This window comes from Saccharopolyspora sp. NFXS83, assembly GCF_026241095.1.
Taxonomy (GTDB): Bacteria; Actinomycetota; Actinomycetes; order Mycobacteriales; family Pseudonocardiaceae; genus Saccharopolyspora_C.
Map to the genome: position 1 here is coordinate 1 of NZ_JAPFGB010000029.1, position 14,405 is coordinate 14,405.

Here is a 14,405-nt window from a genome sequence, read left to right on the forward strand (position 1 = left end):
GAGAGTAGGACACCGCCGACAATACTCATCCGGGAACGCCCCACAGCTGACAGCTGTGGGGCGTTCCCGCATTTCCACGTCTATCCACCTCTCATCATCGGGCGCGTTCGTTTTCGCCCTCCAGGTAGCCACCTGGAGGGCTTTGTCATGCCCATATCCTCGGCGAGGGCCCTCGGCTGTGGTGTCCCACTCGGTCGCCGGCACTACAGTCGGCCAGATGACTAGCGGCGAGCACCCCGGACCACGGAACCTGAAGCCTCGCAGTCACGAGGTCACCGACGGGATCGAACGTTCCCCGGCCCGCGGCATGCTGCGGGCGGTGGGCATGCAGGACGCCGACTTCGCGAAGCCCCAGATCGGAGTGGCCTCCTCCTGGAACGAGATCACGCCGTGCAACCTCTCGTTGCAACGGCTGGCGAAAGCGGGCAAGGAAGGTGTGCACGAGGCCGGTGGTTTTCCGATGGAGTTCGGGACCATCTCGGTGTCCGACGCCATCTCGATGGGGCACGTCGGCATGCACTACTCGCTGGTGTCCCGCGAGATCATCGCTGATTCGGTCGAGACGGTGATGCAGGCCGAGCGGCTGGACGGCTCGGTGCTGCTGGCGGGGTGCGACAAGAGCCTGCCGGGCATGCTGATGGCCGCGGCGCGGCTGAACCTCGCTTCGGTCTTCGTCTACGCCGGTTCGACCTTGCCCGGCAAGGTCGACGACCGCGAGGTGACGATCATCGACGCGTTCGAGGCCGTGGGCGCCTGCGCGCGAGGACTCATCGGCGAGGACGAGGTGGAACGCATCGAGCGGGCCATCTGCCCAGGTGAAGGTGCCTGCGGCGGGATGTACACGGCGAACACCATGGCGTGCGCGGCCGAGGCGTTGGGCATGTCGCTGCCGGGGTCGGCGAGCCCGCCGTCGGTGGACCGGCGCCGGGACGTGAGCGCCCGAGACGCCGGCCGGGCCGTGGTGGGCATGCTGGAGCGGGGACTGACGACCCGCGACATCCTCACGAAGGAGGCGTTCGAGAACGCCATCGCGGTGGTGATGGCCTTCGGCGGGTCGACCAACGCGGTGCTGCACCTGCTGGCGATCGCGAAAGAAGCCGGGGTCGACCTGCGGCTGGAGGACTTCAACCGGGTCGGCGACCGGGTCCCGCACCTGGCGGACGTGAAACCGTTCGGCAAGCACGTGATGCCCGCGGTGGACCGCATCGGCGGGGTCCCGGTGGTGCTGAAGGCCTTGCTCGATGCGGGACTGGTGCACGGCGATTGCATGACGGTCACCGGGCGCACCCTCGCGGAGAACCTCGCGGAACTGGACCCGCCGGAGCTGGACGGCGAGGTGGTGCACGAGTTGTCGAACCCGCTGCATCCCACCGGAGGCCTGACGATCCTGCGCGGTTCGCTGGCGCCGGAGGGCGCGGTCGTGAAGAGCGCGGGCTTCGAAGCGGCGTCGTTCGAGGGGACCGCTCGGGTCTTCGACGGCGAGCAGGGCGCGATGGAAGCGGTGGAACAGGACGCGCTCCGAGCCGGCGATGTGGTCGTGATCCGGTACGAAGGTCCGCGAGGCGGCCCGGGGATGCGGGAGATGCTGGCCGTGACGGGCGCGATCAAGGGCGCCGGGCTGGGCAAGGACGTCCTGCTGCTCACCGACGGCCGCTTCTCCGGTGGCACGACCGGGTTGTGCATCGGCCACGTCGCCCCCGAAGCCACCGAGGGCGGCCCGATCGCCCTCGTCCACGACGGCGACCCGATTCGCCTCGACCTCAAGGCGCGCACCCTCGACTTGCTCGTCGACGAGGCCGAGCTGACCCGCCGCCGGACCACTTGGACACCGCCAGCCCCGAAGCACCGCCACGGAGTCCTCGCGAAGTACGCCCGCCTAGTCGGCTCAGCCGCCGAAGGCGCCATCTGCTGACCCCAACGAAGTGAACGGACCGTCCGTCCAACGACTTTGGACGAACGGTCCGTTCACTCCACCTGGACGAGGGTTGAGCAGCATCCGTCGTGCGACACCGAGCACGGGTGACCGAGCGGGGAGTGAACGGACCGTTCGTCCCACGGCATTGGACGAACAGTCCGTTCACCTCATTCCTGCGTCGACGTCGTGCCGGGTACGTGTCGGGGAGCACCGGTCGTGCCTTCGGGAGGCCCGGGGCAGTGGATGTCGGTGGTTCGGCTCGGTTTGTGCTGCCCGCTCCGTCGTTCGGCGGATCTTCGCGGGGACCAGTGCGATGAGGGGCCCGTTGATAGCGCGCGAACCGGACATTGGGGCAAGATCGGACGCGGGGCAGGGGCTCGTATGATGATCTTGAAACGACTGGGAGGTCGCGTTGGTGTTCAAGAAGATGCTGCGGGCGTTCGGGATCGGCGGTCCCACCGTCGACACGGTGCTCTCCGAACCGCACGTGTACCCGGGCGCCACCCTGTCCGGTGAGGTTCGCATCACCGCGGGCGACGGCGAGGTCGACATCGAGCGGGTGACGTTGCGGTTCGAGGCGCGCTCCGAGCTGGAACGCGGAGATGAGCAGCACGACGCCACCGTCGAGTTCCTGCACGCCATCGTCGCCGAGAACTGCCGCGTCGAGGCCAACGAGCACAAGGTGATCCCCTTCGCGATCCCCGTGCCGTGGGAGACCCCGCTCAACGTCGTCGACGGCCAGCAGCTGCCGGGAGTCCAACTCGGCGTGCGGACCGAGCTTGCCGTCGCGAAGAGCGTGGACAAGGGCGACCTCGACGGCTTGTTCGTCGCACCGCTGCCTTCGCAATCCAGGGTGCTGGACGCGTTCGGCGCCCTCGGTTTCCAGTTCAAGTCGACCGACCTGGAGATCGCGCAGCTGGCCGGCATCGAGCAGCAGCTGCCGATGTTCCAGGAGATCGAGTTCTACCCGCCGCACCAGTACGACGGCCGCGTCAACGAGGTCGAGCTGACGTTCGTGGCCGATGCGGAGGGCCTGCACGTCGTCCTCGAAGCCGACCGGCGAGGCGGCCTGTTCCGCTCGGGCGAGGACGCGTTCGGCCGGTTCCACCGGACGCACGCGGAGGCGGAGCAGGTCGACTGGGTCGCCGAGCTGACCCGCTGGCTCGACGAGGTCGCCCAGCGCGGTGGCCTGCTCGGCGGCGGGCACGGGCACGGGCACGGCCACCACGAGCACCACGACGACCAGCGCGGCGGCCCCGGCTGGGGTGGCGTCGCGGCCGGAGCCGCGCTCGGCGTGGGCGCGGGCATCGTCGGCGGCATGGTCGTGGGCGAAGTGATCGATGAAGCGGGCGACTTCTTCGAAGGCGACGAGGACTGACCCGCCCCGCTGAGCCGCGGCAGGCGCCACCGGCGTCGTGAGTGAACGGACCGTTCGTCCAACCGGCTTGGACGAACGGTCCGTTCACCAGAACCTGCTGAGCGAGGCACCCGCTGCACGGTCGCCTGCCGTGTGGCGCACCCGGCGGTGGATCGGCGATGGGTGAACGGTCCGTTCGTCCAGAACGGTTGGACGAACGGACCGTTCACTCCACCTGGCCGCCCCGGCACACCGCGGCTACCTCAGTTCCGGCGTCGGGTGAGCATGTGCGTGAGCTCGGTGAGCTCCGCGGCAGGCCCCGGCTCAGGGCCGGCGGTGTTGAGGTGGTGCAGGGCCTCCGCTTCCAGCGTGCCGATGTGGGTGCGGCTCCAATCCCTCGCACCGGAGTCGGACACCAGCCGCGCGGCGCGAACGGCGTCCTGCTCTGACAGCTCCCGGCCGTCCGCGTAGAGCTCCGCCAGCTCCCGTCCCGCCGCGGTGCCGGAGTTCAACGCTGCCACCACCGGCAGCGACTTCTTCCGGTTCCGCAGGTCCGAATGCACCGGTTTCCCGGTCACCGCCGGATCCCCCCAAATGCCCAGCACGTCGTCAACGAGCTGGAACGCCAAGCCGAGGCGGAACCCGAAGCGGCGCAGGTGCTCGACCCGCTCCTCGCTCGCCCCGCCGAAGAACGCGCCGAGGGCGCAGCTGCAACTGAGCAGCGCACCCGTCTTCGACCCGACCATCGTGAGGCATTCGGGCAGGGCCACGTCCGACCGCCGCTCGAACGACATGTCGGAGCTCTGCCCGTCCACCAGGTCCAGCACGGTGGCGTTGAGCTCCTTCAACCCCGCGATCGCCGCCGGGTGCCCGCTGCTGGTGAGGACCTCCGCCGCCAGTGTGAGCAGCGCGTCACCGGCGAGGATCGCCGGTCCGGAGCCGAACACGCTCCACGCCGTGGGCCGGTGCCGCCGGGTCAGGTCGCCGTCCATCACGTCGTCGTGCAGCAGCGAGAAGTTGTGCACCAGCTCCACCGCGACCGCCGCGGGCAGCACCTGCAGCGGATCCGCGCCGACGGCGCGTCCGGCCAGCAACACCAGCGTCGGCCGGATCGCTTTGCCCTGGTCCTCGTCCACCGGGTCGCCGTGCTCGTCCAGCCAGCCGAAGTGGTGGCCGACGATGCGCTGCATCGACTCGGGCAGCGAACCGACGGCGGCGCGCAGCGCGGGATCCACGAAGTTCCGGCCCGTGCGCAGCGTCTCGGTCACCGTTCGCGCCTGTCCCACTTGTGCAGTCATCTCCGCCGGTCTCCTTCAACGGGTGGTTTCGACGTGTTCGAGCACCCCGAGCGCGTCGGGGACCAGCACCGCGGCCGAGTAGTACGTGCTGACCAGGTAGGACACCACGGCGTGCTCGTCCATCCCCATGAAGCGCACGTTGAGGCCGGGCTCGTACTCGTCGGGGATGCCGGTTTGGCGCAAGCCGACGACTCCGTTGTCCTCGGCGCCGGTGCGCATCGCCAGGATCGAGCTGGTGCCGGCCTCGGTGACGGGGATCTTGTCGTTGGGCAGGATCGGCACCCCGCGCCATCCGGTGACCCGCACGCCCTCGACCTGCACCGTCTCCGGCAGCACGCCCCGTCGGCTGCATTCCCTGCCGAACGCCGCGATCGCCTGCGGGTGGGCCATGAACAGCCGGGTCTTCCGGCGTTTGGAGAGGAGTTCGTCGAGGTCGTCGGGGGTGGGTGGGCCGGTGCGGGTGTGGATGCGTTGGGAGAGGTCGGCGTTGTGGAGGAGTCCGAAGTCGGGGTTGTTGATGAGGTCGTGTTCTTGGCGTTCGCGGAGTGCTTCGATGGTGAGGCGCAGCTGCTGCTCGGTCTGGTCCATCGGAGTGCTGTAGAGGTCGGACACGCGGGTGTGCACCCGCAGCACGGCTTGCGCGACCGCGAGCTCGTACTCGCGGGGCGCAGTCTCGTAGTCGACGAAGGTGCCGCCGAGCGCCGCCTCCCCGGTGTGCCCGGAGTGGATGCCGATCTCCGCTTCACCGTGCTTGTTCTGCGACTTCACCGGCAGCGATCGGACTTCGTCCAGGTGTGCGCGCAGGGCTTCGGAACGGGCCGCGGTCTGTTCGATCACGTCGCCGCGCAACTCGAGCACGGTGCAGGTGGTGACGGTCTTGACGGTGAACTTCCAGGTGCCGTCCTGGTCGATGAGCAGGCCGGAGCCAGCGTGGTCGCCGTCGGCGAGCAGGCCGAGCACTGCGTCGTCGCCGTACTCGCCGGCGGTCAGCTTGTGCGCTTTCCCGTGCGCCAGCAGCAGGATCCGGTCCACCGTCGATCCGGCTTCGGCCAGCACCTCGCCGGGCCCGTATTCGCGTTGCACGAAACGGTCGGCGAGCGCGCCGAGCACGCCTGCGTCGTCGAATCCGCGCAGCGGCGGCAGTTCCCTGAGTTCCTGCGGCACCACGCGCACTTCCTGCCCGGTGCTGACGAACGTGACGCGTCCGTCGCCGAGGGTGTAGGTGAGCCGCCGGTTCACCCGGTAGGTGCCCGAGCTCGCCTCCACCCACGGCAGGGTCCGTTGCAGCCAGCGGGATGTGATGCCCTGCATCTGCGGCGAGGTCTTGGTCGTCGTCGACAGGTTCCGCGCCGCCGCGGTGCCCAGGCTCAGTGTGGGGCGAGCGCCGGAACCCGCGTCGGTCGGGTCCTCGGTGTTGGTCTCGCGGGTCATGCAGTCACCATTCCCGTTGTCGTTGCTGGAAGAACCGGACCCCGCCGGGGCCCGGAGGACTAGCCGGGTGCTCGGCGCAGGAAGCGCTGGCGCGGAAATCCGGGCCGCCCGAACGCCCGGCGGGCCCGGCGCGACCGATCGCCGGTGCTCGCGTAGCGGCCGGTGACGGAGATCCACCGCAGCTCGCCCGCCATCCACTGCTGCAGTCCGCGCACGTATCGCTCCAGCCGGGCGCGGGCTGCGGCGGTGAGCGCAAATTCTTCGATCACTGCGGGAAGTTCTCGATGCGTGATCGATTCGAACCGCCGCAGGCGGGCGGTGCACATGTCATCGGCGATGGCCACCGCCTGGTGCGGGCCGCAGCCGAGGAAGGCCGCCACCGCGGTGACCACGTCCGGCACCGAGTGGGCTCCCCCCGGTCCGGCGCGGTAGCGGAACAGGTCGTGGCGCAGGGCTCCGACCTCGGCGAACGTCGTCGCCATCGTGCGCATCGGGGCCGTCGCGAACAGTTCGGCCGGGATCCCCGGCGCGTGCCGGTGGCGCAGGAGCGCGGCGGTGAGCTCGCCGCCGCAGGTGCGGCGGCGCGACGCCAGCAGTTCCAGCGGATCCGCCGCTTCCGCGGCGCCCAGTTCCGCCGCCCGGAGCTCGAGCATCTCCGCGAGCCGAACCGCGATCTCCCGGCGCGGCCGGGAGTCGAGGCCGGCGGTGGTGCGGCGCCACACGTCGGTCAACGCCCGCTCCCACGGGGCTCCCGCGGCTCGCGAGTCCGGGCGCAGCAGCTGGGGGAGCCTGCTCAGGAAGTCCGCCCCGCCGTCGGAGGCGATCAGATGATCGTCGGCGCGCCACGACCACGCCTGCCGGTCGGCGGCCAGCGCCAGCTCCGCCTCGTCCGCATCCGGCTCGGTCAGCGCGGCCAGCAGCGCGTAGTCGGCGGCGTCGAACCCGGCGGGGGTCCACTGCCGAGGCGCTCGTTCCGGGCCGCCGCCGTCGAGCAGCCCGTGCTGCTGAGCCCATGCGCGGGTGTGCCGCCGGGTCGTTTCGAGTGCCGGATTCGGATGGGTGTCGAAGGGCATGAAGAAGTCCGGCAGCCGCACCCGGTTCGCCGTGCGTTGCCTCGCCGGCGCGGGTCGGGTCGCTGCCTCGACCTCCGCCGCCGCCGAGTTCGGCCGCCACGCCAGCATCCCGGCCAGCCAATCCCGCAGGCCCTGCACGTAGCGCAGCACCGTCTCGCGCTGCGCCTCGTCCCGGCAACCCACGAGCAGCGCGGGCAGCTCGGCGGAGGTCAGTTCGTCGAACCGCTGCGAGCGCCGCGCCTGCAGATCGCCGAGCATGGCCATGGCCAGCGGGCGGGACTGCCCGAAGTGCCGTTGCAGCACGACGACGCTGCCGGAGCGCTCGGTTCCCTCCGGCGCGGCACCGGAAGGGGCGCGAAGCAGCACCACGTCGCAGAACGCGTTGTGCACCGCGCGGAAAGCCGCAACGCCGGTGACCTCGGCGGGGAGGGTGGTGCGCAGTCCGTACGCCACCAACCGCGCCGCCCACGGGCCGGGACCGGGGCCGCGACCCAGCTCCAGGTGGTCGATCGGATTGGGTACCCGGGACACCACCGAACCGGCCGACTCCGCAGCTTGCCCGCGCAGCAGGTCGATCAGCGCGGTATCGAGCTGCCACCGCCACGACGGCGCGACCCGTGCGCGCAGGTCGCACAGGCCGCGCTCGACCGGATCAGCGGCGCCCCTGGGATCACTTCCGCCCGGCGGACCGGCCAGGTGCGCCCGCAGCTTCGCCACGTAGCGCTCGGCCGTCGTCGCCTGGCGGTGCCGCCGCAGGTGGTGGCGCACTGCGTCCAGCCACACCCCGAAGCAGGCGATCAGCGACAGCTCCGGGCCCGGTACATCGGGATGCGTCCAGGCGGCGAGCAGCACCTGATCCCGGATGCCGGATGCGGGAACCCCGGGACCGGTGGGGCCCACCGCGGGCCCCACCGCTTCCGGAGCTCGTCGCCCTGAGGCGCACCGGACGGTGTCCGGCACGTCCTCGGGCCTGGGCGGGGAACCGGAGACCCCCGCCTTCGACTCCTGACGCGGACCGGTTAAGTCCACATCGGACGACAGCAGGCCTTGGTCCCGCGCCCATCGCGCGGTGTTCGCGTACGCGCGGTCCACGTTCGGGTTCAGCCGTGCGCCGCACGGCTCACCCGAACCCGTGATCTCCAAGGCCCGCATACCGGATCAGCCCTCGCGACCGATCTCGACGTGCTCCAGCACGCCGAGCGCGTCGGGGACCAGCACCGCGGCCGAGTAGTACGTGCTGACCAGGTACGAGATCACCGCGCTCTCGTTGATGCCCATGAACCGCACCGACAGGCCCGGCTGGTACTCGTCGGGTATGCCGGTCTGGTGCAGGCCGACCACGCCCTGGTTCTGCTCGCCCGCGCGCATCAGCATGATCGAGCTGGTGCGGGTCTCCGAGACCCCGATCTTGTTGCACGGCAGCAGCGGCACACCGCGCCATGCCGGGATCTGGTGCCCCTGGAAGTCCACGTTCTGCGGGTAGAGGCCGCGCTTGCTGCATTCGCGGCCGAACGCGGCGATCGCGCGCGGGTGGGCCAGGAAGAAGCTCGGCTCCTTCCACACCGTGGAGAGGAGTTCGTCGAGGTCGTCGGGGGTGGGTGGGCCGGTGCGGGTGTGGATGCGTTGGGAGAGGTCGGCGTTGTGGAGGAGTCCGAAGTCGGGGTTGTTGATGAGGTCGTGTTCTTGGCGTTCGCGGAGTGCTTCGATGGTGAGGCGCAGCTGCTGCTCGGTCTGGTTCATCGGCTGGTTGTAGAGATCCGCGACCCTGCTGTGCACCCGCAGCACCGTTTGCGCCACGCTCAGCTCGTACTCGCGCGGGGCGAGCTGGTAGTCCACGTAGGTTCCGGCGAGCGGGTGCTCCCCGGTGTGCCCGGAGTGGATGCCGATCTCCGCTTCACCGTGGTCGTTCTGCGCCTTGCCGGGAGTCGCACGCACCTGGTCGAGGTGTGCGCGCAGCGGCTCGGCGGCGTTCATCTCCTGCAGGCTCTGGTGCCGCAGGGCCAGCAACGTCCCCGAGGTGACGGCCTTGATCGTGTGGTTCCAGGTCTCGTCGGCCGAGACCAGCGCGCCGTCGCCGAAGTAGTCGCCGTCGGCGAGCACGCCGAGCACCGCGTCATCGCCGTACTCGCCGCGTCCGAGCTTGTTCACCTTGCCGTGCGCCAGCAGGAACACCTGGTCCACGGGGCTGCCCGCTTCGACGATGACGTCGCCGGGCTCGAAGTTCTGCTGCACGAAGCGGTCGGCGAGCGCGCCCAGCACCGACTCGTCGTCGAACCCCCGCAGCAGCGGCAGCTCGCGCAGTTCCTGGGGGATCACGCGCACGTCCGAGCCGGTGTTGGTGAAGGTCACCCGCCCGTCGCCCAGGGTGTAGGTGAGCCTGCGGTTGACCCGGTAGGTCCCGCCCGTCGCCTGAGTCCACGGCAGCATCCGCAGCAGCCAGCGGGACGTGATGCCCTGCATCTGCGGTGGGGTCTTGGTCGTTGTCGCGAGGTTGCGCGCTGCCGCCGTCCCCAGGCTCAGCTGCGGCTGCTCGTTCTCGTCGACACCCGAATCCGCCACGGTCACGACGTACACCACCTAATCTTTCGTATGGGGTCAGGGAAACGGCGCCGAATGCGCCGGTGAAGCGGATGCGCTGAGCCGGCGGGCGGTGCCCGCCGGTCCGGCAGCGCATCGACCGGTCCGGATCGGGAGGGGCCGCGACGCGGATCAGGTCGGCAACGGCCCGACCCGATATGAACCCAGGTCGAGTCGAAGTGGTTTGGGTGAATGGATAGACGCCGACGTGGAAACCGGGCATCGGCGAAATGCGTGCTCATTTCCTGGCGGGAGAGACGCTAGCACTGCCGGATGGAGCCGTACAGTCACCCGAAGGTGCTAAGCCTGGCTGTGCCGTTTGCGCCCAGTGACGAAATCTGCGATCCATCTGCGATTCGCCTTTCGCGGCCACGAAAAGTAGTTGTCGCTGTAATCAATTCATCGTTCTTTGGTCTATTTGAGATCCGGAGTCCGGGCTCGTGCACGGATCGGATCGGTTCGGGTCCAGGTGCTGGTCCGAACGGGGGGTGTGCGGAGGTGTTCGGCGAGAACCGGTTGCGGAGTGGTTGGATCGATGCAGTACCGTTCAGCGGTTGAATCCGACCTCGACGAGTCGAATTCGGTCCTATTGAAATAATCTTGCGCTCGACGTGTGTTCGGAGATCCCTGGTCGGTGCGGGGATCTCCGCGGAGTCGTCTCGTGCCCGGTTCCGCGCGCGCGTCCGCGGGGTCGGTCGGGGGTGAAGGAGGGTGACCGGATGCGGTGGAACCTGCGGCTGGCTGCGGCCAATCGCGGCATTTGGAAGGCGGGTGACCTGCAGCGCAGGCTTGCTGAGCGGGGCATGGTGATCTCGGCCGGCAAGATGTCCGCGCTGTGGTCCGGCCAGCCGGGCAGCGTCAAGCTCGACGACTTGGACGTGCTCTGCGCCGTCCTCGGCTGCGAGGTGGACGAGCTGCTGATCCCGCAGCCGGAGCGAGTTCGCGGCGGTCACGCGACGGAATCGGAGCATTCGGATCCGGTGTGATCGCATGCGTCGCGCGGGCGTGTCGTGCGCGAAATACCTTTAGCGGGTGGAATTGCGGAAGAGTGGAATCGGTGAGGTCGGTCACTCGTTCGTTTCGGAGGGGGTTTCGGCTCCAGCGGTGGCGGCATTGCGTATGCGGTTTCGATGCCCGGTTCCTCGTGGTCGGGATCCTGTCGGCTCGGCAATCGCTGAAAAAGGTCGGGTCCCCACTGCTGTGATGGTGGATTCTTCTGCTGTCGGCTGCGCTGCTGACGATCGGATCGGTGGCCCCGGTCATTGAGGGCCGCCCGATTTATCGGAGCCCGTCTGGCTCGGCCTGATGTCGAGTGGAGGTCGAGTCCGAGGTGGTATCTCCGTGAAAGCAACAGGTAAAACGTCGTCCAAATAGGACGAACCGTGTTCTGCGGGATTGATGTGGAGTGGTTTACCTGCGCTGGCCCGGCTCTGATTCCCGGACGTGAATCCGGACGCGGAGAGTCAGTTCGCGTTTCAAGATCCACCTGATCGGGTCGATCGAGTGGATCATTCGGGTCTAGTTCGCTCCGGAGCATTCCACGCAGGGCCGTCCGGCGGCTATCAGTGGGGCAACCACGTGCGATCAGAGGGAGTTCCGATGCTGGGGTTCGGACGGGCGAACAGGCGTCCCACCGAGGGCGTGGGGTTCGGAGAACCCAGAGCACGGGGCGGAACTCGCTGCGTCCGAGCGCTGCTGTCGCTCGGTGTCGGGCTGTCGGCGGTGCTGATCCCGGTCGTTCCCACGCAGGCCGGGCTGGGGCAGGCCGCTTCGGCGAGCCCCGTCGGCCCGCACGTCCAGTGCTCCGGCGTGCACGCCGGCGACGAGCGCTGGGGCCCGGAATTCCTGCCCCGGCCGTGGCAAGAGCCGGTCGGCCCGTTGCTGGACGAGTACTCCCGCAGTGGCGACCTCGCGCCCGCCGAGTTCCTCGACACCTACTGGGATTCGGCAGCGAACAGCTGGAGGTACCCGCCGCAGGACGGCTTCGAAGTGGGCCCGGACGGCAGCCCCGACAAGCACCCCGAAGTGCTGGACGTCGGCGACGACCTGGACCGCTTCGGCTCCGAGTACGGCTCGTTCCTCGCTCCCGTCGGGGACGACTACGCCGAGCGCTCGCTCCCACCGCAAAGCCTCACCACCCGCGAAGCCGACTTCCCCTGCGGCTACCACCGGTACGAAGTGGCCCGGCCGTTCACCGTGTGGGAAGGCCCGATCGCACCCTGGTTCGCGCAGCCCGGCGGCGGCACCCAGATCCTGCTCGACGCCGCATTCCTCCAGCCGGGCGAGGGGCAGCGGCTGAACGTCAGGTGGCTGCTGTCAAATGGATACCTCAAGCCCGCGGACGATCTACGGTAGGCGGATGGATCGCCGCGAACTGTTCACCCTGCTGCGCGGGGCGGGTGTCGCCGAAAGCGAGCTGTGGATCGAAGGTGTGCACGAACCCCGAACGCCGCCCACAGAATTCCTGTTCCTGCGCAAGGGCGAGAACGGCTGGGACACCGGCGTGGCCGAACGCGGAGTCTGGCACGTGATCACCTCGTCCCCCGACGAGGACACCGCCTGCGCCCGCCTCCTACGCCTAGCCCAACCCTGACCCCGCCGCCCCCATCCTGGTGGAGTGAAAGGCCCGTTCGTCCCATCACCTTGGGCCAACGGTCCGTTCACTCCACGAACTCGCCCTCCCCGAGGCCCAAGACCGTCCGCCGGCGTGCGCTCGCGCCCGCACCGCCCGGCGCCCACCCGGACCGCATCCATGCGAGTGAACGGACCGTTCGTCCCGTTGGATTGGACGAACGGTCCGTTCACTCCGAAAGATCGCTGAGTTCCCGTCGAGTGGTGCGGGTGTGAGGAGGGCGCGGCTACCGGGACGCGCTGTGCGTGATCAGCCGCGATGCGCGAGGCGTGTCAGGGGAGGCTTGATTGGCCGGTGGAGTGGGTGAAGGGGTCGTCCACTCCTGATGGAGCCTCGGACGGAAGCGTTCAGCGTCGTGCTGGGACACGAGGGACCGCGGTCACCCGTGGGCGGGGCCGCTGCTGGGCCGCGCGGTACGAGCGGCGCAGTTCGTCGAGCACCGCGGCGGGATCGGAGCGAAGGCGCTTCGGCAGCGTGTGCACCACGACGACACCTGCGGCGGTCATGAGCGTGTGGCGGAACACCGTGTTCTCGTAGCCGGTGGGCCGCAAGTGGTACTCCATGGAGTCGATCTGCCAGGCGAGACCCACCTCGTCGATCCAGCCGTCCGGAATCCCGAGCAAAGTCCCGTCCGGCCCCAGCAGCCGCACGTTCCACTGCATGGCCGGCAAATCCGAGTTCTGCGTCAAGCGGTACGCCCAGCTCTCAGCAGGGGAATGCACGTTGGCGCCCATTTCCTCCAGCACGACGCGACATCGAGCGACGCCGCGCCGCGAACCGGCCTTGGCTTCGGCCGCCAGCGCTTCCGGCGTCACCAACTCCCGCTGCACCGCCTCGGCCAGCAACGCCCGGACCTGGTCCAGCGTGGGCAACCGGCGAGCGGCGTCGAGCAACGCACGGACGAGCGGTGCCACTCTGAAGCCGCCGCGAGTCACCGGCGACGGGAGGCGCGTGGTTCGTTCGATCTCGACGAAACCTTTGCTGGCACGTTTGCGAGCCTCCGGGATGAGCAGGTGCACTTCGTCGGTTTCGGGAAGGCGCGTCATGCCGTGCAACCGGCACGCGGCCAGACCCGTGATCATCGAACCGGTTCCCGCGTACCTCAAAGCGGCGTCATGGCGCTGCTCGAGGGTGGGGGTGCCGGACGACAGCATGATGACGCCCGGCAGCAGCCGCTTCCACGGGCCGCCGATCGACGCCCGGTGGTACGTGGTTTGTCTTGGCACGCCGAGTTCGTCGAGAGCACGCGCGGTGAGGACGCCGTGAGTGGCCGCAGTGGCCACCCCGTCCCAGTCAACGATCGTTCTCCTCGGCATGACTCCACGATGACCAACCGGAGAACTCGCGCGCCAGGTCGATTTCAAGATCTGTGGATGAATCGCCGCCCTGTGGACAACTCGAGCGCTTGTGGTGGAGTGAACGGACCATCCGTCCAAATAGGTTGGTCGAACGGTCCGTTCAGTTCGGAAATGATCCGCTCCCTTTCGGGTCGATATCGGCGTGTCGGACGGGGCTCGCGTTCGGCTGGCATCGAGTGAGCGGACCGTTCGCCCAACGGGTTTGGTCGAACGGTCCGCTCACTCGGCATCGGGACGGGAGCGCACACGGCCGCTGCTCCGGGGGGAGCGGGCGTACCGTGACACGGGAAGGGGGCGTGATGAGGACGTCGCAGCAGAGGTTTTCGCGGTCGGCCGCAGGAGCGCTGCTCGCCGGGTTCGTGCTGAGCGGGTGCGCCGGGTACCAGACCGATCCGGGAGTGCAGCACCACGCGCCGAGCGCTTCCCGCGACGACATCATCACCAAGATCGGATTCGTGTCGCAGGACCAGTGCTTCACGCGTCCCGCGCAGCACGGCACGGAGCGATGCGAACGGTACGTGGCGCAGGTGCGCAACATCGCGCTCAGCGCCACTGAACCGACGGAACATCCTCCGCAGGTCATCGCTTCCGCACGCCAGTTGCAGCAGCGAGTGGACCGACTGCTCCGACGTGGATGCTTCCCACCGAGGCCGGAGGCGGAGCAGGTGTGCACCCACGATCTGATCACCCTCGACCGGGCTCTCGGAGATCTCCGCGCCGCGCTCGTCGCCACCCCGCTCGGGTGATCGTCGTTCACTCTCCGT

Annotated in this window: 11 protein-coding genes; 6 read left to right on the top strand and 5 right to left on the bottom strand. The window is 69.1% G+C overall.

The features are described from left to right. The first annotated feature begins 217 nt into the window (after positions 1-217). Positions 218-1,912 (top strand): dihydroxy-acid dehydratase, encoded by a 1,695-nt coding sequence (ilvD, locus tag OOZ19_RS24705; RefSeq protein ID WP_266092549.1) that lies wholly within the window; start codon positions 218-220, stop codon positions 1,910-1,912. A 418-nt stretch (positions 1,913-2,330) separates the two neighbouring features. After that, on the top strand, positions 2,331-3,293 hold the full coding sequence (locus OOZ19_RS24710) for a sporulation protein (protein ID WP_266092550.1): 963 nt from the start codon (positions 2,331-2,333) through the stop codon (positions 3,291-3,293). 242 nt (positions 3,294-3,535) lie between these two features. Here the strand turns inward: OOZ19_RS24710 and OOZ19_RS24715 are convergent, their stop codons facing one another. Genes OOZ19_RS24715 through OOZ19_RS24730 form a run of 4 tightly spaced genes read right to left on the bottom strand, consistent with a single transcriptional unit; the run spans position 3,536 to position 9,639 of the window. After that, positions 3,536-4,570: a family 2 encapsulin nanocompartment cargo protein polyprenyl transferase gene (locus tag OOZ19_RS24715; protein ID WP_266092551.1), complete on the bottom strand. Its 1,035-nt coding sequence runs from the start codon at positions 4,568-4,570 to the stop codon at positions 3,536-3,538. A gap of 15 nt (positions 4,571-4,585) precedes the next feature. Continuing rightward, positions 4,586-6,001 (bottom strand): family 2B encapsulin nanocompartment shell protein, encoded by a 1,416-nt coding sequence (locus tag OOZ19_RS24720; protein ID WP_266092552.1) that lies wholly within the window; start codon positions 5,999-6,001, stop codon positions 4,586-4,588. Positions 6,002-6,060: 59 nt separating this feature from the next. Beyond that, entirely contained in the window at positions 6,061-8,226 is a 2,166-nt protein-coding gene (locus OOZ19_RS24725) for a terpene synthase family protein (RefSeq protein WP_266092553.1), read from the bottom strand. A gap of 6 nt (positions 8,227-8,232) precedes the next feature. Next, on the bottom strand, positions 8,233-9,639 hold the full coding sequence (locus tag OOZ19_RS24730; protein ID WP_416309497.1) for a family 2B encapsulin nanocompartment shell protein: 1,407 nt from the start codon (positions 9,637-9,639) through the stop codon (positions 8,233-8,235). A 731-nt stretch (positions 9,640-10,370) separates the two neighbouring features. Here OOZ19_RS24730 and OOZ19_RS24735 point away from each other — a divergent pair. The 3 genes from OOZ19_RS24735 (at position 10,371) to OOZ19_RS24745 (ending at position 12,244) form a co-directional block, all read left to right on the top strand. Next, complete coding sequence (locus tag OOZ19_RS24735; RefSeq protein ID WP_266092555.1) at positions 10,371-10,637, top strand: helix-turn-helix domain-containing protein; 267 nt, start codon at positions 10,371-10,373, stop codon at positions 10,635-10,637. Between the two features lie 613 nt (positions 10,638-11,250). Continuing rightward, complete coding sequence (locus OOZ19_RS24740; RefSeq protein ID WP_266092556.1) at positions 11,251-12,006, top strand: TNT domain-containing protein; 756 nt, start codon at positions 11,251-11,253, stop codon at positions 12,004-12,006. 4 nt (positions 12,007-12,010) lie between these two features. Beyond that, positions 12,011-12,244: a hypothetical protein gene (locus OOZ19_RS24745; RefSeq protein WP_266092557.1), complete on the top strand. Its 234-nt coding sequence runs from the start codon at positions 12,011-12,013 to the stop codon at positions 12,242-12,244. 386 nt (positions 12,245-12,630) lie between these two features. Here the strand turns inward: OOZ19_RS24745 and OOZ19_RS24750 are convergent, their stop codons facing one another. Beyond that, positions 12,631-13,719 carry a hypothetical protein gene (locus tag OOZ19_RS24750; RefSeq protein ID WP_266092558.1) on the bottom strand — a complete coding sequence of 363 codons (1,089 nt, stop codon included), beginning with the start codon at positions 13,717-13,719 and terminating at the stop codon, positions 12,631-12,633. Positions 13,720-13,940: 221 nt separating this feature from the next. Here OOZ19_RS24750 and OOZ19_RS24755 point away from each other — a divergent pair, with 221 nt between their 5' ends. Next, positions 13,941-14,387 carry a hypothetical protein gene (locus tag OOZ19_RS24755; RefSeq protein WP_266092559.1) on the top strand — a complete coding sequence of 149 codons (447 nt, stop codon included), beginning with the start codon at positions 13,941-13,943 and terminating at the stop codon, positions 14,385-14,387. The last annotated feature ends 18 nt before the right edge of the window (positions 14,388-14,405 follow it).